Source organism: Arthrobacter sp. CAN_A2 (assembly GCF_015752045.1).
Classification (GTDB): Bacteria; Actinomycetota; Actinomycetes; order Actinomycetales; family Micrococcaceae; genus Arthrobacter_D.
This window is the reverse complement of the sequence record NZ_JADOUS010000002.1, coordinates 397,284-411,013: the sequence shown is the minus strand read 5'-3', so window position 1 is coordinate 411,013 and position 13,730 is coordinate 397,284. Positions and strand designations below refer to the sequence as shown.

The 13,730-nt window shown below is 71.1% G+C and carries 12 protein-coding genes; 5 read left to right on the top strand and 7 right to left on the bottom strand.

What is annotated here, in order from left to right; all coding sequences use genetic code 11:
* Positions 1-12: 12 nt before the first annotated feature.
* The 4 genes from IWX63_RS04020 to IWX63_RS04005 all read right to left on the bottom strand — a co-directional run bounded on the left by IWX63_RS04020 (position 13) and on the right by IWX63_RS04005 (position 4,419).
* Positions 13-693 (bottom strand): MSMEG_6728 family protein, encoded by a 681-nt coding sequence (locus tag IWX63_RS04020; protein ID WP_334685611.1) that lies wholly within the window; start codon positions 691-693, stop codon positions 13-15.
* Positions 694-776: 83 nt separating this feature from the next.
* A complete protein-coding gene (locus tag IWX63_RS04015) occupies positions 777-2,192 on the bottom strand; it encodes a stealth family protein (RefSeq protein ID WP_442859093.1) in 1,416 nt (471 codons plus the stop codon).
* Positions 2,193-2,491: 299 nt separating this feature from the next.
* Complete coding sequence (locus IWX63_RS04010; RefSeq protein ID WP_199276829.1) at positions 2,492-3,688, bottom strand: glycosyltransferase family 4 protein; 1,197 nt, start codon at positions 3,686-3,688, stop codon at positions 2,492-2,494.
* Positions 3,689-3,783: 95 nt separating this feature from the next.
* Entirely contained in the window at positions 3,784-4,419 is a 636-nt protein-coding gene (locus IWX63_RS04005; protein ID WP_199276828.1) for a DUF1684 domain-containing protein, read from the bottom strand.
* Positions 4,420-4,492: 73 nt separating this feature from the next.
* Here IWX63_RS04005 and IWX63_RS04000 point away from each other — a divergent pair, with 73 nt between their 5' ends.
* A complete protein-coding gene (locus tag IWX63_RS04000) occupies positions 4,493-5,245 on the top strand; it encodes a sulfite exporter TauE/SafE family protein (RefSeq protein ID WP_334685610.1) in 753 nt (250 codons plus the stop codon).
* Between the two features lie 91 nt (positions 5,246-5,336).
* Complete coding sequence (locus tag IWX63_RS03995) at positions 5,337-6,617, top strand: cell division protein PerM (RefSeq protein ID WP_199276826.1); 1,281 nt, start codon at positions 5,337-5,339, stop codon at positions 6,615-6,617.
* Positions 6,618-6,620: 3 nt separating this feature from the next.
* Here IWX63_RS03995 and IWX63_RS03990 read toward each other — a convergent pair whose 3' ends face one another.
* On the bottom strand, positions 6,621-7,082 hold the full coding sequence (locus IWX63_RS03990; RefSeq protein ID WP_199276825.1) for a hypothetical protein: 462 nt from the start codon (positions 7,080-7,082) through the stop codon (positions 6,621-6,623).
* Positions 7,083-7,121: 39 nt separating this feature from the next.
* Between IWX63_RS03990 and purN the strand changes: the two genes are divergently transcribed.
* Positions 7,122-7,712 carry a phosphoribosylglycinamide formyltransferase gene (purN, locus tag IWX63_RS03985; protein ID WP_199276824.1) on the top strand — a complete coding sequence of 197 codons (591 nt, stop codon included), beginning with the start codon at positions 7,122-7,124 and terminating at the stop codon, positions 7,710-7,712.
* 1 nt (position 7,713) lies between these two features.
* Entirely contained in the window at positions 7,714-8,730 is a 1,017-nt protein-coding gene (gene corA, locus IWX63_RS03980; RefSeq protein ID WP_199276823.1) for a magnesium/cobalt transporter CorA, read from the top strand.
* A gap of 78 nt (positions 8,731-8,808) precedes the next feature.
* Here corA and IWX63_RS03975 read toward each other — a convergent pair whose 3' ends face one another.
* Complete coding sequence (locus IWX63_RS03975; RefSeq protein ID WP_334685609.1) at positions 8,809-11,526, bottom strand: alpha-amylase family glycosyl hydrolase; 2,718 nt, start codon at positions 11,524-11,526, stop codon at positions 8,809-8,811.
* A 154-nt stretch (positions 11,527-11,680) separates the two neighbouring features.
* Here IWX63_RS03975 and IWX63_RS03970 point away from each other — a divergent pair, with 154 nt between their 5' ends.
* Entirely contained in the window at positions 11,681-12,283 is a 603-nt protein-coding gene (locus tag IWX63_RS03970; RefSeq protein ID WP_199276822.1) for a DUF6318 family protein, read from the top strand.
* Positions 12,284-12,364: 81 nt separating this feature from the next.
* Here IWX63_RS03970 and IWX63_RS03965 read toward each other — a convergent pair whose 3' ends face one another.
* Positions 12,365-13,717, bottom strand: coding sequence for an MFS transporter (locus tag IWX63_RS03965; RefSeq protein WP_199276821.1), 1,353 nt, complete (start codon positions 13,715-13,717; stop codon positions 12,365-12,367).
* Positions 13,718-13,730: the final 13 nt, after the last annotated feature.

The following is a 13,730-nucleotide window of genomic DNA, read 5'->3' as shown; positions in this document are numbered from 1 at the left end:
GACGCGGCGGGATCAGGGGTGCAGTGCGCCGGGGACGCCGACGCCGAAGAGCGTCCGCGGATCCTGCAGCAGGGCCGGCGGGTCGAAGTCGGAGCGCCGCAGCCAGCCATCCAGCCGGGCGGTGCGCACCAGCCCGTCCTCGTGCATGACGACCCGGCCCATGCGCCCGGTCCGGAACCGCAGGCCCTCCGGGTCGGCGATCGCGACGGCGTCGCCCGCCGTGTCGCCCGCCGTGTCGCCGGCAGCGTGAAGCCGACCGGCACGCCAGACCCACAGGCGCCGGCCGACGGGCTCGGCGGGCACGCGCTCGCGTTCGGGCAGGGGCCAGACATAGGGGAGGTCCTCGGGGACGCCGGGGAACCGGTCACGGTAGATCCCGGGCGCCTTCTGGACGAGGTTGGACCGGTGGCTCACGTGCAGCGCCGGGTCCCCGAACCATGGCGGCACCGGCACGTCCGACCGTTCCAGTACGTGCGGTGCGAACTCGAGGATCTGCCGGTGCGTCGAGTCGGCGTGACCGCGCGAGACCCCCTCGGCCACCATGGCCAGGCCGTAGAGGGTCAGCGCCGGGACGTAGCCTATCCACATGCGGATGGCGGGGTGCTGCCGCCACCCGTAGTCGGGGATGACGAGGGCGCGCAGCACCTGCAGGGTCTCCACGCGCTGCTTGCCGAGCCTCGCCTGGTCCAGCACCCGGGCGCTGGCCGCGGCATCGGTACGGCAGGAGGGTCTGCATCGCGCGAGTCTGGCACGCACCCCGCCCCTCGGGGTGGTTCCTAGATCTCCCAGGGGGCCTTGACCGGGAAGTACTTCTCGAGGAAGTCCGTCACGAGGTGGGCCCGCTCGTCGTCCGGGACCTCCGGGAAGCTGCCGTCGTTGAGGCAGAAGAAGTCCTGGTTGCGCTTGTCCAGCATCTTGTTCAGGCTCTTCAGCCCGGACCGCAGGGTGGTGTCCACGTACTTCACCTTCGCCATCTCCTGGGTGACGGCGCGGCCGGTCAGCAGTGCGTAGTAGTGGTACAGCGAGTTGGTGACCGAGATGTTGTCCTTGGCGCGGAAGCGTGATGCCGCCGTCGCCGCGAATTCGGCGGCGAATTCCGCCTCCATCTCCAGCAGGACGCTCTTCCGGAGGGGGGCGGCGGTGTGCTCGAGGTGCCGCGTGGTGATGCGGCCGAACCGCTCGTGCAGGAGGCGCCGGTTCACGCGGGCTGCGTTCTCGAAGCCGCTGCGCTCGGCGTCGTTGTCGCCCAGGCCGATGCGCGTATCCGCCTCGATGAACTTCGTGATCCCCCCGGGGGAGAAGAACATGTCCGGGGCCACGGGCCGGCCGAAGAACATGTCGTCGTTGGAGTAGAGGAAGTACTCGGAGAGGCCCGGGATGTGCTGGAGCTGCGCCTCGACGGCCTGCGAGTTGTGCGTCGGGAGGACGGACGGGTCCTTGAAGTGCTCCTCGGAGGGCACGAACGTGACGGACGGGTGGTCGGCGAGCCAGTCGGGGCGGTCCGAGTCCGTCGCGATGAAGATCCGGCGGACCCACGGCGCGAACATGTAGACGGAGCGCAGTGCGTACTTGAGCTCGTCGATCTGCCGGAAGCGCGCCTCGTGGTCGTCGCCCTCACCGACCACCACGCCCTTCATGCGGGCGGCACGCGCCGCACGGTACTCGGGGCTGCTGCCGTCCACCCAGGAGAAGACGAGGTCGATGTCGAAATCGATGTCCGTGGCGTGGTCGGCGAACATGTTGTCGATCGTCGGCCAGGTGAGGCCGTGCCGTACCACCTCGCCGCGCACTACCTCGGCGGCGGGGAGGGTGCGACGCGTGAGGGAGTTCTCCACCGGCAGTTCGATGGCGCTGTCGCCGAGGGCCCACAGCTCGATCTGCACGCCGGCGGACGGGCCGTAGGCGAGCCCGCCGAGGGGTTCGATGCGCGGCCGGAACAGGCGGAAGATGCGGGCCTTGCCGCTGCTCGAGAGGTGCCCGTCACTCACCAGCAGCGTGGTGCGGCGCTTCGTGTCGACGGTGCGGGAGTAGAACGGCTCGTCCCGGCAGGCCTCGACGAGCGCGGCGCGCAGCTTCTCGCGGTCGTCCACGTCCACGGCGATCACGGGCCGCTCGTCGTTGCCGCGCACCAGCAGGAACCCGATGCCGGCGTCGTCGAGCGCGCGCCGGATGAACAGCAGGTCCTCGACCATCGCCTGGTGCGGCGTGCGGTCCTGGTTGATCAGGGTGAAGCGCCGTTTGACGGTCGTGATGTCCGGGCGGCCCTCGAGCCGGGCCACCGCCGCGCGCGACGCCGACTCGAGGATCTCGGCTTCATTCTCCGGCTCGGGCGCGCCGAAGTAGATGTCGTGTTGGGCGGCCGTGTCTGTAATCGGAACCTCCGAAGAGTGGGTGGGTTTGCTCCCATGATAGAGCCTGCGCACGCGTGGCGATTGCGACTGCGCACCATACCGCCTCCGGGGAGCCGAGTCCAGCCCTCCGGGTCCGCGGATCAGTCGTGCCGGGGTGCCCGCCGCGCCCTGTCCGTGACGCCGGCGGCCCCGGTGCCGGCGAGCTGGGCCCGGCGTCCCTGCACCGTGATGGCCTTCTCGTAGTAGGTCACCAGCTGCTCGCAGAGGACGGGCCAGGTGCGCCCCTGGACCGAGGCGCGCGCCGCCCGGCCGAACGCGCGGCGCTTGGCGTCGTCGCCGACGAGGTCGACGACGGCGGTGCGCAGGCCCTGCAGGTCGCCGGGGGTGTACGTCCAGCCCGTACGCGACGCGTCCACGAGGTCCAGGGGGCCGCCCCGGCCTACGGCGACGACCGGGACGCCGCACGCCATGGCCTCCTGGATGGTCTGGCAGAACGTCTCGGACTCGCCGGGGTGGACGAAGAGGTCGAAGGACGCGAGCCTGCGGGCGAGGTCCGCTCCGCCCTGGAACCCGGCGAAGTGCGCCCTCGGCAGCCGGGCCCGGAGGCTCTCCCGCTGCGGCCCGGAGCCGACGATCACGAGCCGTGTCCCCGGCAGGGAGTCGAGCACGGCGAGATCCTCGACCTGCTTCTCCGCCGCGAGCCGGCCCACGTAGCCGATGATGCGCTCGTGCGGCTCCGCGACGGTCGCCCGCCATGCGGCGTCGTACCGGGTGGGCGAGAACCGTTCGGTGTCGACGCCGCGCCGCCACAGGTTGAGCCGCTGCACGCCGCGGGACCGCAGCTGGTCCAGCGCGAAGGTGGACGGCACGAGGGTGAGGGTGGAGGCGTCGTGGATGTTCTCGACGCGCTGCCACAGCAGCGGCTCGAGCCAGGGGACGCCGTACCGGGCGGCGTACGCCGGCACCTCGGTCTGGTAGACGGAGACCGTGGGGATGCCGAGCTGCCCGCACGCCTGCACGGCGCGCCAGCCGAGGACGAACGGCGAGGCGACATGGACGACGTCGGGCCCGAACGCGGCGAGGATGCGGCGTACGCGGGTGACCGTCCCGGCGGCCAGCCGGACGTCGGCGTACCCCGACAGGGCGACGGACGGGAGGAGGTGGACGGGGAAGCCCTCCACCCGGGACGGCGCCGGTGCGTCGAGCCGGGACGACGCCGGCGCGATCACCAGCACGTCGTCGCCTCGGGCGCGCAGGTGGGCGAGCACCTTGAGCAGCGAGTGGGTGACCCCGTTCATGTGGGGCAGGAACGATTCTGCGACGATGGCTATCCTCACGCCCCAACCCTCGCCCGCGGACGCGCCGGGCGGATCACCGGGGCGTGGCGGCGGGGTGAACGTCCGGCGAAATGGGGCCCCGTCCGGTGCCGGGGTCAGTACTCCCGGTAGAGCTCGCCCACGGGGACGTCGTCCGCGAGCCGGTTGTCCGGACCGGGCAGGGGGCAGGCCCACTCCTCGTCGTAGGCGCAGGACGGGTTGTAGGCGAAGTTGAGGTCCACCACGAGGCGCCAGGGCTCGAGTCCCTCGCCCAGGTGGGCGCCCTTGACGGTGTCCAGCACGTAGCGCCCGCCGCCGTACGCGCCGCCGGGCCGGCCCGACGTGCCGTCGCGCAGGGGGAGGAACAGGCCACCACCGTAGGAGCCGAGCTTCCACAGGGCGAGCTTCCCGAGCCCGGGGAGCAGCACGCTGCCGAGTCGGCGGAACGGCACGACGCCGTCCGTGCCGGTCGCGACGTCCATCTCCTGGCCCGCGCCGTCGTCGTCCAGTTCGGCCTCGAACCGGAAGGCCGGGTCATAGGGTGCCACCGCGAGCCCTGCGAAGGACTCCTTCGCGCGGTCCTTGAGGGCCGACGCCGGGTGGCTGCGGAACAGCTCGTCGCGGCCGTCCCGCCACGTGGCGTGGGCGGCCTCGGGCGACTCCGACGCTGCGTGCTCGCGCACGTCGCCGTAGAGGCGGAAGACGCGCCGGCGCCAGTCGGCGGTGGCCAGTGCGGTGGTGAGGGCCGTCATGGCCCCAGCGTACCGCCGGGGTGCTGGGCGGCCCGGGACCGACTTGATGGTTGCCTGGGCGTACTGTGGCTGGGTGACTCTCGGCATCTTCTGCATCGTGCTGGCCTCGATCCTCGTGGGGGCCATCGCGCAGCGTATCGCCGGCCTGGGCTTCGCGCTGCTGATCGCCCCGTTCCTCGTGATCATCCTCGGGCCGCACGAGGGCGTCCTCCTCGTGAACCTCTGCGGCGTGGTGTCCTCGGCCATCATCGTGGGCAGGGTCTGGAAGGACATCGACTGGAGCATGTTCCGCTGGCTCGTCGTCCCCTCCCTGTTCGGGTCCGTCCCGGGGTCCTTCCTCGCGGTGGCCCTCCCGTCCGCGCCGCTGTCCGTCACGGTCGGCGCCGTGGTCCTCGTGGCACTGACCGTCTCGCTGGTGCTCCAGCGGTCCGACGTCGTGGTGCGCGGCAATACGCCGAAGGCGGTCGCGGGCTTCGCCGCCGGCGTCACCAACTCGATGGCCGGGGTCGGCGGTCCCGCCGTCAGTGCCTACGCCCTCCTCGCGCGCTGGCCCCAGCGGCCCTTCGCCGCGACACTCCAGCCCTTCTTCGTCTGCATCGGCACGGTCACGCTCGTCACGAAACTGCTCCTCGATCCGGCCCAGGCGCCTGTCCTCGCGCCGTGGATGTGGCTCGCGATCGGACTGGCCATCGTGGCCGGCATCTTCGCCGGGGAGAAGCTCGGCCGCTTCGTCCGTGACGACCAGGCCCGCCTGTTCGTCATCGTGATCGCGTTCATCGGTGCGGGCCTCGCCGTGGTCAAGGGCCTCCTCGACATCTTCGGATGAGCAGCGCCGCGCCGCCCCGCGCCGCCCCCGCGCCCTGTGTACCCCGCGTCGGTGGGCGCCGGGAGCTCGTGCCGGTGGCACCATGGAAGGGATGAAAATCCCCACCAAGCCCCGTGCCCTTCCCATGCCCCTGTGGCTCCAGGGGGTGCTCGAACTCGGACAGGCCGCCGTGATCTCGGCCCTGCTCGTGCTGCTGCCGGTCGCCGCCGTGTGGTTCACCGGCGGATTCGCGGACCGGACGGCGGAGTCCGCCGCCCGCCTGGCCGGCCAGGGCTGGCTGGTCATGCACGGCGTGCCCCTCGTGCTGCAGTTCCCGCCGGGTGTGGCCGGGGCCGAGGCGTCGTCGGGGCTGCTGCACGTCATCCCCCTCGGCCTGGTGCTCGTCCCGCTGTTCCTCGCCTGGCGTGCGGGGCGCCGCCTCGCCCGGGCCTCCTACACGGACCAGCTCTGGCAGGTGCTGCTCGGCGCCCTGATCACCTACGCGGCCATCGGCGCGGGCATCGCGTACGTGTCCACGACCCCGGACGCCTCCGTCCCGCTCGCGGCGGGCGCCCTGATCCCTCCCGTGTCCGCCGGGATCGGGCTGATCACCGGCGCCTACCGGGAGGCGGGCGCCTGGAGCCGCCTGGTGGGCGTGGACTTCGCGGCCTGGGTGGGCCGCGCCAGTCAGCACTCCCGCTGGGCGGGGTCCTACGCCTGGTCGATCGTCCGCTCGGGGTTCGTCGCCGTGCTGGTCGCCGCGTGCCTCTCGGCTGCCCTGCTCTCCGTCGCGATCGGGCTGAACTGGGCGGGCATCGCCGCGATCTACGAACGCATCGACGGCGGGATCGCCGGAGCGTCCGTCATCACCCTGCTCCAGCTCGGGCTCCTGCCGAACGTCGCCCTGTGGACCATGGCCTGGTCCACGGGCGCGGGCTTCGCCCTCGGGACGGGGAGTTCCCTCACGCCGCTGGCCAGCACCGTCGGCCCCCTGCCCGCCCTGCCCATCCTCGGCGCGCTCCCGGCCGGCCCGCTCGAGTACGGGTACGCGGCCCTGGCCATCCCGGTCCTCGCCGGGCTCCTCGCGGGCTGGTGGTTCTTCCGTGAGGGCGAGAACCACTTCGACGAATGGCTCGTGCTGCACAGCAGCAGGCGATGGCTCACCGCGACGGCGTCGACCCTCGCGCTCGCCGGACTCATCGGCATCACGGCCGGGCTGGGCGGCGCCGCCGTCGCCCTCCTCTCCCGCGCCTCGCTCGGTCTGGGCCGCTTCACCGACCTGGGGCCCGACCCGCTGGCGGTCGGCCTGTGGTTCGCACTGGAGGTGGCGGTCGGCGCCCTGCTCGGGCACGCCCTCGCACCCCTGCTCGAGCGGGAGCCACGGCGGCGCTGAGCCCTACGCGCCGCCGAACCCGTCGAGGCTCCGCAGGCCGTCCTCGCAGTCGCTCTGCGCCTGCAGGGTCAGCGCGCGGGACATGCAGTCCTCGTAGGTCCGGGTGATGGGCCAGAGGAGCACCGACGCGGCGGTACCCGCCGTGAGGAACAGGGCGGCTGCCAGGCCGAGGGACGTCGCGAGCACGACGAAGCGGGGGAGTCCCGCGCCGATGGCCTTGACGAGTCCGACGACGCCGGCGGCGAGGGCGAACAGCGCCAGGACGAGCGCGAGCACCTTCCACGGCAGCACCAGGCTGCTGGTCAGCGACGCACCCAGCAGTGCCAGGAGGAACAGGCGCAGCCAGAACTTGGCGGACGCGGTACGCGCCGTCGCGGGGTCGTCCGGTGCCTTCGGCCCGGTCCCGGGACCTCGCGGTCCGGCCTGGTCGGTGTCCTGCTGCTTCGTGGTTCCTCGCCTTGCCATGGTTCAACCCTAGGCGAGGCGAGACCCTAAGGTTGAGTCATGCGTATCGTCGTCCTCGTTTCCGGCTCCGGATCGAACCTCCAGGCCGTGATCGACGCCGTCGCCGAGGGCCGTCTCGCCGTCACCATCGCCGCGGTCGGGGCCGACCGCCCGGGTACGGGCGGCATCCGGCGTGCGGCAGCGGCCGGGATCCCGACGTTCGAGGTGGACTTCCGGCAGTACGGGGAACGGGCGGACTGGAACCGCGCCCTCACCGGGGCCGTCGCCGCGTACGAGCCGGACTACGTGGTGTCCTCGGGGTTCATGCGGATCGTCGACCAGCACTTCCTCGATGCGTTCCCCGACCGCTACCTCAACACCCACCCGGCGCTCCTGCCGAGCTTCCCGGGCGCCCACGGCGTCCGCGACGCCCTGGCCTACGGCGTGAAGGTGACGGGCTGCACCGTCATGATCGCCGACGCGGGCGTGGACACGGGGCCCATCCTCGCCCAGGCCGCCGTCGCCGTGCTGCCCGGAGACACCGAGGAGACGCTGCACGAGCGGATCAAGGGGGAGGAGCGCAGGCTCCTCATCGAGACCCTCGCCGGGCTTGCCGGCGATGCTGCGGGCTCCGACCGGGCCGGCGCCTGACATGCCGCTGGTCGCGAACGCCGTCTACGTCGGCGGCAGGAAGCGCATCAACCCGGAGACCCTGGACCAGACATTCGAGCTGATGCGGGACAGCGGCGGCATGGGGTGGATCGGCCTCTACCGGCCCGAGCGGGACGAGATCCGGGCGGTCGAGACCGAGTTCGGCCTGCATCCCCTCGCCGTCGAGGACGCCACCAACGGGCACCAGCGCGCGAAGCTCGAGCGCTACGGCGACACCCTGTTCGTGGTGCTGCGGCCGGCCCGCTACCTCGACGCCGAGGAGAAGGTGGAGTTCGGCGAGCTGCACATCTTCATCGGCCAGGACTTCGTGGTCACCATCCGGCACGCCGAATCCCCGGACCTCGGGATCGTCCGCCGCCGGCTCGAGGCGGACCCGGAGCTGCTCTCCACGGGCCCGCAGGCCGTCCTGTACGCGATGCTCGACCAGGTGGTGGACGAGTACGGGCCCGTGGTGCACGGCCTCGAGAACGACATCGACGAGATCGAGAACGAACTGTTCGGGGGAGCGCCGGACGTCACGCGGAGGATCTACGAACTGCACCGCGAGGTCATCGAGTTCCAGCGCGCCACCCAGCCCCTGCAGGCCATGATGGACGCCCTGCTCCGGGGGTCCGACAAGTACCGGATGGACGACGAACTCGCGCGGAACCTCCGGGACGTGCAGGACCACGTGATCCGCGTCGTCGAGCGCGTCAACACGTTCCGCACGCTGCTGCAGAACGCCCTGACGGTCCACTCCACCCTCGTGGCCCAGCGGCAGAACGAGGAGATGACACGCCTGACGGAGACGTCGCTCCGGCAGGGCGAGGAGGTCAAGCGCATCTCCTCCTGGGCGGCGATCCTCTTCGCACCGACCCTGATCGCCTCGATCTACGGCATGAACTTCGACACCATGCCCGAGCTCCACTGGATGCTCGGCTATCCGTTCGCGCTGCTGCTCATGGTCGCGATGGGCGGCGGCCTGTACTGGGCCTTCAAGCGGAACGACTGGCTCTAGCGCACCCCCTCCACCCCCGGACATGACGACGGCCGGGACCTCGCGGTCCCGGCCGTCGGTGCAGGCGCTCCCGACGAGCTAGCGCGTGGTGATCACGTGCGTGCGGTGGTCGTACACGAAGGTGACCGGACCGCCCGCGTGCTGGAGCACGATGTTGCTGCCGTCACGGCCGCCGCCGGCACCGTAGTTCTCGGTCCAGCCGCGGTCGAGAGCCGCCTTGTACTCGTAGCTACCGGCGGGCAGGTCCGCGACCTCGAGGATCCAGGTCTGCGATGCGTCGTCGAACGTCATCTGCGCCTGGTCGCACGCCGGATCCCAGTCCCCGCCGCAGCCCAGCTCGGAGTCGAGGCTGCCGGCCACCGCGACGGTGCCGGGCTGCTCGATGACCGAGCCGACCCTCACGGTCCTGATGTCGCTCACCGACGTGCCGAGCACGGCGCGGTACCGGACCTCGGTGCCTTCGGCGAGGTCGAGGGCCGCGAGATCGTCGACGGCGGTGTAGGTCGGCGACGAGTCGTCCGAGCCGATGGCCGTCCAGGCCCCGCCGGCGATGCTGCGCTCGAGGGTCACGGCGTACTCCGAGTTCTCCGGGCTCGCGGTGGCCGTGACCTCGACGTCGCCCTGCACCTGCGTGCCCTCGGCGGGCAGGCCCATCGTCAGCCGCGGCTGCGCCACGGTGGCCGACGCCGCCGCGGAGGTCCGCGTGTGGCGCGCGTTGTCGAGGACCACGGCGCGGTACTCCACGGCCGATCCGGCCGGCAGGGCGCTCGTGTCGTGGTAGACGCCGTACGGCGCGTTGTCGTCCGTGCCGATGCTCGTCCACGGTGCGCCCGGGGTGCGGGCCTCGAAGGTGACCTCGTAGAACGAGGAGCCGGCGACGTCGGCGGACACCTTCATGCGGCCGTTGTCCTCGGCGGCGGGTGCCGGCTTCTGCAGGCTGATCGCCGGTGCGGCCTTGGAGTTCGGGATCTTCCCCGACAGCTCGTAGACCACCGTGGACAACGCGGGGACCGTGACGGTGAGGGCGCCGTCCGCCGCGGACTTCGCGTGCTTCGGCGCGTCGCCGTAGACGAGGCCGAAGGTGCGCTTGCCGGCGTAGGTGGGGATGGCCGCGGTCTTCGGCTCGGTGCTGTTGTTCAGCGCCACCACGTACTCGCGCTGGTCCTTCGCATCGGTCCGGGAGAACGCGTAGATGCCCGGGCCGTCCGAGGCGTACCGGTGCTGGTGGGCGCCGTTGCGCAGGGCAGGGTGCTCCGCGGTGACGTCGGCCAGGGTCGCGATGCCCTGGTACAGGGGGTGGGCCGGGTCGAAGGTGTCCGTGGCGTGGGTCGCGTCGGTGCCCAGCAGGTCGTCGTCGAGGTACTCGGGGACCTGGCTCGCGAACAGCGTCTGCCGCGCATCCTGGTCGCCGCCGGGGCCCGTGAACCCCTGCTCGTCGCCGTAGTAGATCACCGGGTTGCCGCGCGAGAAGTACATCAGTTCGTGTGCAAGGGTGTCCCGGGCCACCAGCTCGTCGTCGGCGGCACCGGGGTTGTCGCTCGCGATGAAGCTGCCGATCCGGCCCATGTCGTGGTTCCCGAGGAAGGTGGGCAGGCTGTAGGCGTTGGAATCGGCGTCCGTGTACCAGTCGTCGCCGGCGAAGAAGCGCTCGAGGTCGGTTGCCGGCGCGCCCTGCGAGGCGTAGCCGCGGGCTGCGGCCTGGAACGGGAAGTCGAGGACCGACTGCATGCGGTTGCGCGTGGTGAACTGCGACGTGAAGGACTTCGTGGTGTCGAAGACCTCGCCGAACATGAAGAACTCGTCCTTGCCCTGCGCCTGGGCATAGGAGAGCACCTCGGGGCCGAACTCCTGCCAGAACTCGTCATTGACGTGCTTCATGGTGTCGATCCGGAAGCCGTCCACGCCGAAGTCGGCGATCCAGGTCTTGTAGATGTCGATCATGCCGTCCACCACCACGGGGTGCTCGGTCGAGAGGTCGTCGAGGCCGAAGAAGTCGCCGTAGAAGGAGTCCTCGCCCGCGAAGGTCGTGTCGCCGCGGTTGTGGTAGAGCGTGGGATCGTTCAGCCACTCGGGGACCTTGAGGTCCTTGTCGGCCTCCGGCACCACCGGGATGTACGGGAAGGAGGTCTCGGCGTCGAGCTCGGGGAAGGTGTCCGTGCCCGCGTAGTCGCGGTCGTCGAACGCGGTGCCGTCGGCGTCGCGGTACGGCTGCTCGTCCTTGGAGATGTAGGGCGCGCGCTCGCCGGCGTCGTAGCCGATCACGTCCGCGGTGTGGTTGGTGATGATGTCGAAGTAGACCTTCATCCCCCGCGCGTGTGCGGCGTCGATGAGCGTCTTGAGGTCCTCGTTGGTGCCGAGGTGCGGATCGATCTGCGTGAAGTCGGTGATCCAGTAGCCGTGGTAGCCGGCCGAGTTGTCCTCCGGCTGCACGGCGCGGTTCTTGAAGCTCGGGGTGAGCCAGATGGAGGTGGTGCCCATGCCCTGGATGTAGTCGAGCTCCTGGAGCAGGCCCTTGAGGTCGCCGCCGTTGTAGTAGCCCTTCCGGGTGGGGTCGAAGCCGGAGACGGACGGATCGGGGCCGAGGCCGCCGTCGTCGTTGGCCGTGCTGCCGTTCTGGAAGCGGTCGGCCATGACGAAGTAGAAGTTCTCGTCCGTGACGGCGGAGCGCAGCGAGTGCTGGGCCGACGCGGAGGAGGAGTCGGAGGGGCTCTTCGGGGCGGAGAAAGCGGGTGGTGCGGCGACGGAACCGGCAACAAGGGCGGTCAGCACGACGACGGTGGCGTGGCGTGGTTTCACGGGGTCTCCTTCTGGGGGTCAGGCACCAGCGTGTCTGACGTCACACGGCGAGTCAATCCTCCGCGCGCAATTTACGCGAAAACTATTTCTGGCACCGGTAGGGTGGTAGTGGCCTCAGGCCACTACCGATCCGTCGAGCACCGTTGGGACCACCATGACCTTCCCCCGCCGCGCGGCCACCGCCGCCCTCACCCTGCTGGCCCTCACGGCCTGCGCCGGCACCTCCGGGACCGCGCCGGCCACCCCGGCCGAGGCGTCGCCGTCGCCTGCCAGTTCATCGGCCGCGGCCGTGGACATCCAGGAGCCCGCCACCAACGACCTGATGGGGGAGGCGACCGCCGACGGCGCCCGGGCTTTCCTCTACTACTACTTCGACGTGAAGGCCTACGTCCTCCAGACCGGGGACGACGCCGCGCTGCTCGAACTCGTGGACGGTGCCGCGGGCGAGCAGGCCGAGGCGGAGCGGCTGCAGTCCCTCTACGAGGACGGCGGCTGGGTGCTCGGCGGGCAGCCCAAGGTGGAGAACGTCTACCTCACCACGCCGGAGGAGGACGTCGTGGAGGGCTCCGACGTGGTCGCCCTGATCCCCGTCAACCCGGACGCGTACACCGAGTTCGGGGACGACGGCTCGATCGTCACGCAGCGCCCGTTCTCTCCCGAGGGAACCATCTACAGTGCGACCGTCCGATTCATGGACGGCGCCTGGAAAGTCGTCTCCCTCGAGGAGACCCCCGACGCGGAACTGCCCGAGTCCTGACCCGGGACACCGAGGCAGGGGAACGACGACGGGGTGCCCGCCCGGCACCCCGTCGTCGTCCCTCCCGCCCGGCGGCGCAGGTCAGCGCAGGCGGGCGGCCTTCGTCTCGGGCGCGTTGAACGCCATGAACACGACGGCGAGGACCACGAGGCCGCCGATGAGCGCGAACGTGAGCGGCAGGCCGAGCACGGGCCACAGCAGGGTGCCGAAGATCAGCGGCACCAGGCCCGCCCCGATACGGGAGATGGTCGATGCCCAGCCGAACCCGCTGCCCCGCAGCTCGGTGGGGTACAGCTCGGAGACGTAGGTGTACAGCACGGGGATCGCCACCTGGACCACGAAGCCGAACGCCAGCAGCCAGGCCGTGGCGACGGCCGGCAGGTCCAGGGTCAGCGCGAAGGCCACGAGCAGCGCGGCCGAGCCCGGGCCGGTGATCGCCAGGAGCCACTTGCGGCCCACGCGCTCCACCAGCAGGGCTGCGGCGATCACGCCGAGGAAACCGACACCGGTCATGAACGTGGTGGTGATGAACGCGACGGACTGCGCATAGCCCGAGGCGATGAGGATGCGCGGCATCCACGTCAGCGCCCCGTAGTAGACGAGCAGGATGGTCAGGAACAGGCTCCAGGCCGTCAGGGTGATGCGCCAGTTGTAGCGCCAGAGACCCGTGAGCTGCCCGGAGATGCTGCCGAGCGAGAGCCGGGGCGTGTCCTCGGGCTCCGGCAGCCGCCACTCCCGCTCGTCGGCGCCGGTCCTCGCTACGAGGTCGTCGATGACGGCCCGGGCCTCGTCACGCCGGCCGCGCTGCACGAGGTACAGCGGCGACTCGGGCACGCTGCTCCGCACCCAGAACACGAGGAGCGCCGGCAGCACCATGACGAGCATGGCGTACCGCCAGTCGCCGAACTGCGCGATGATCGCCGTCGTCACCACGCCGCAGAGGAACGCGCCGATCGGCCACCATGCGTCCATCGCCGTCAGGACCCGGCCGCGCTGGCGCCGCGGCGTGAACTCGCCGACGAGCGCGTAGTCCACGGGGATACAGCCGCCGAGGCCGAAACCGGCCAGGAACCGGAATACGCAGAACCAGACGATGTCCGGCGAGAACGCCCCGAGCACCGTGAAGACAGCGAAGACGAGCAGCGTGAGGGTGAAGGCCTTCTTGCGGCCGATGATGTCCGCGACGGATCCCCACGCGAAGGCGCCGACGGCCATCCCGATCAGGTTCGACGTCGCGATCCACGCGGCCTGGCCGGAGGTGAGGCCCCAGTCGCCGATCAGCAGCGGGATCAGGTAGGCGTTCAGGGTGACGTCCCAGGCGTCGAACATGAAGCCGAGGCCGCCGATGAGGAAGATCTTCCCCTGGACCTTCCAGCGCCAGGGCAGGTCCTGCACCACCTGGTCGCCGGTGGGGAGTTGCGTATTGATGCTCATGGTGCCTTCGGGG

Bases quoted from the DNA above. Each gene is read 5' to 3' on its own strand.
- purN (WP_199276824.1), top strand. From the start codon at position 7,122: ATGCGTATCGTCGTCCTCGTTTCCGGCTCCGGATCGAACCTCCAGGCC.
- IWX63_RS04015 (WP_442859093.1), bottom strand. From the start codon at position 2,192: ATGGTCGAGGACCTGCTGTTCATCCGGCGCGCGCTCGACGACGCCGGC.
- IWX63_RS03995 (WP_199276826.1), top strand. From the start codon at position 5,337: ATGAAAATCCCCACCAAGCCCCGTGCCCTTCCCATGCCCCTGTGGCTC.
- IWX63_RS03965 (WP_199276821.1), bottom strand. From the start codon at position 13,717: ATGAGCATCAATACGCAACTCCCCACCGGCGACCAGGTGGTGCAGGAC.
- IWX63_RS03990 (WP_199276825.1), bottom strand. From the start codon at position 7,082: ATGGCAAGGCGAGGAACCACGAAGCAGCAGGACACCGACCAGGCCGGA.
- IWX63_RS04005 (WP_199276828.1), bottom strand. From the start codon at position 4,419: ATGACGGCCCTCACCACCGCACTGGCCACCGCCGACTGGCGCCGGCGC.
- corA (WP_199276823.1), top strand. From the start codon at position 7,714: ATGCCGCTGGTCGCGAACGCCGTCTACGTCGGCGGCAGGAAGCGCATC.
- IWX63_RS03970 (WP_199276822.1), top strand. From the start codon at position 11,681: ATGACCTTCCCCCGCCGCGCGGCCACCGCCGCCCTCACCCTGCTGGCC.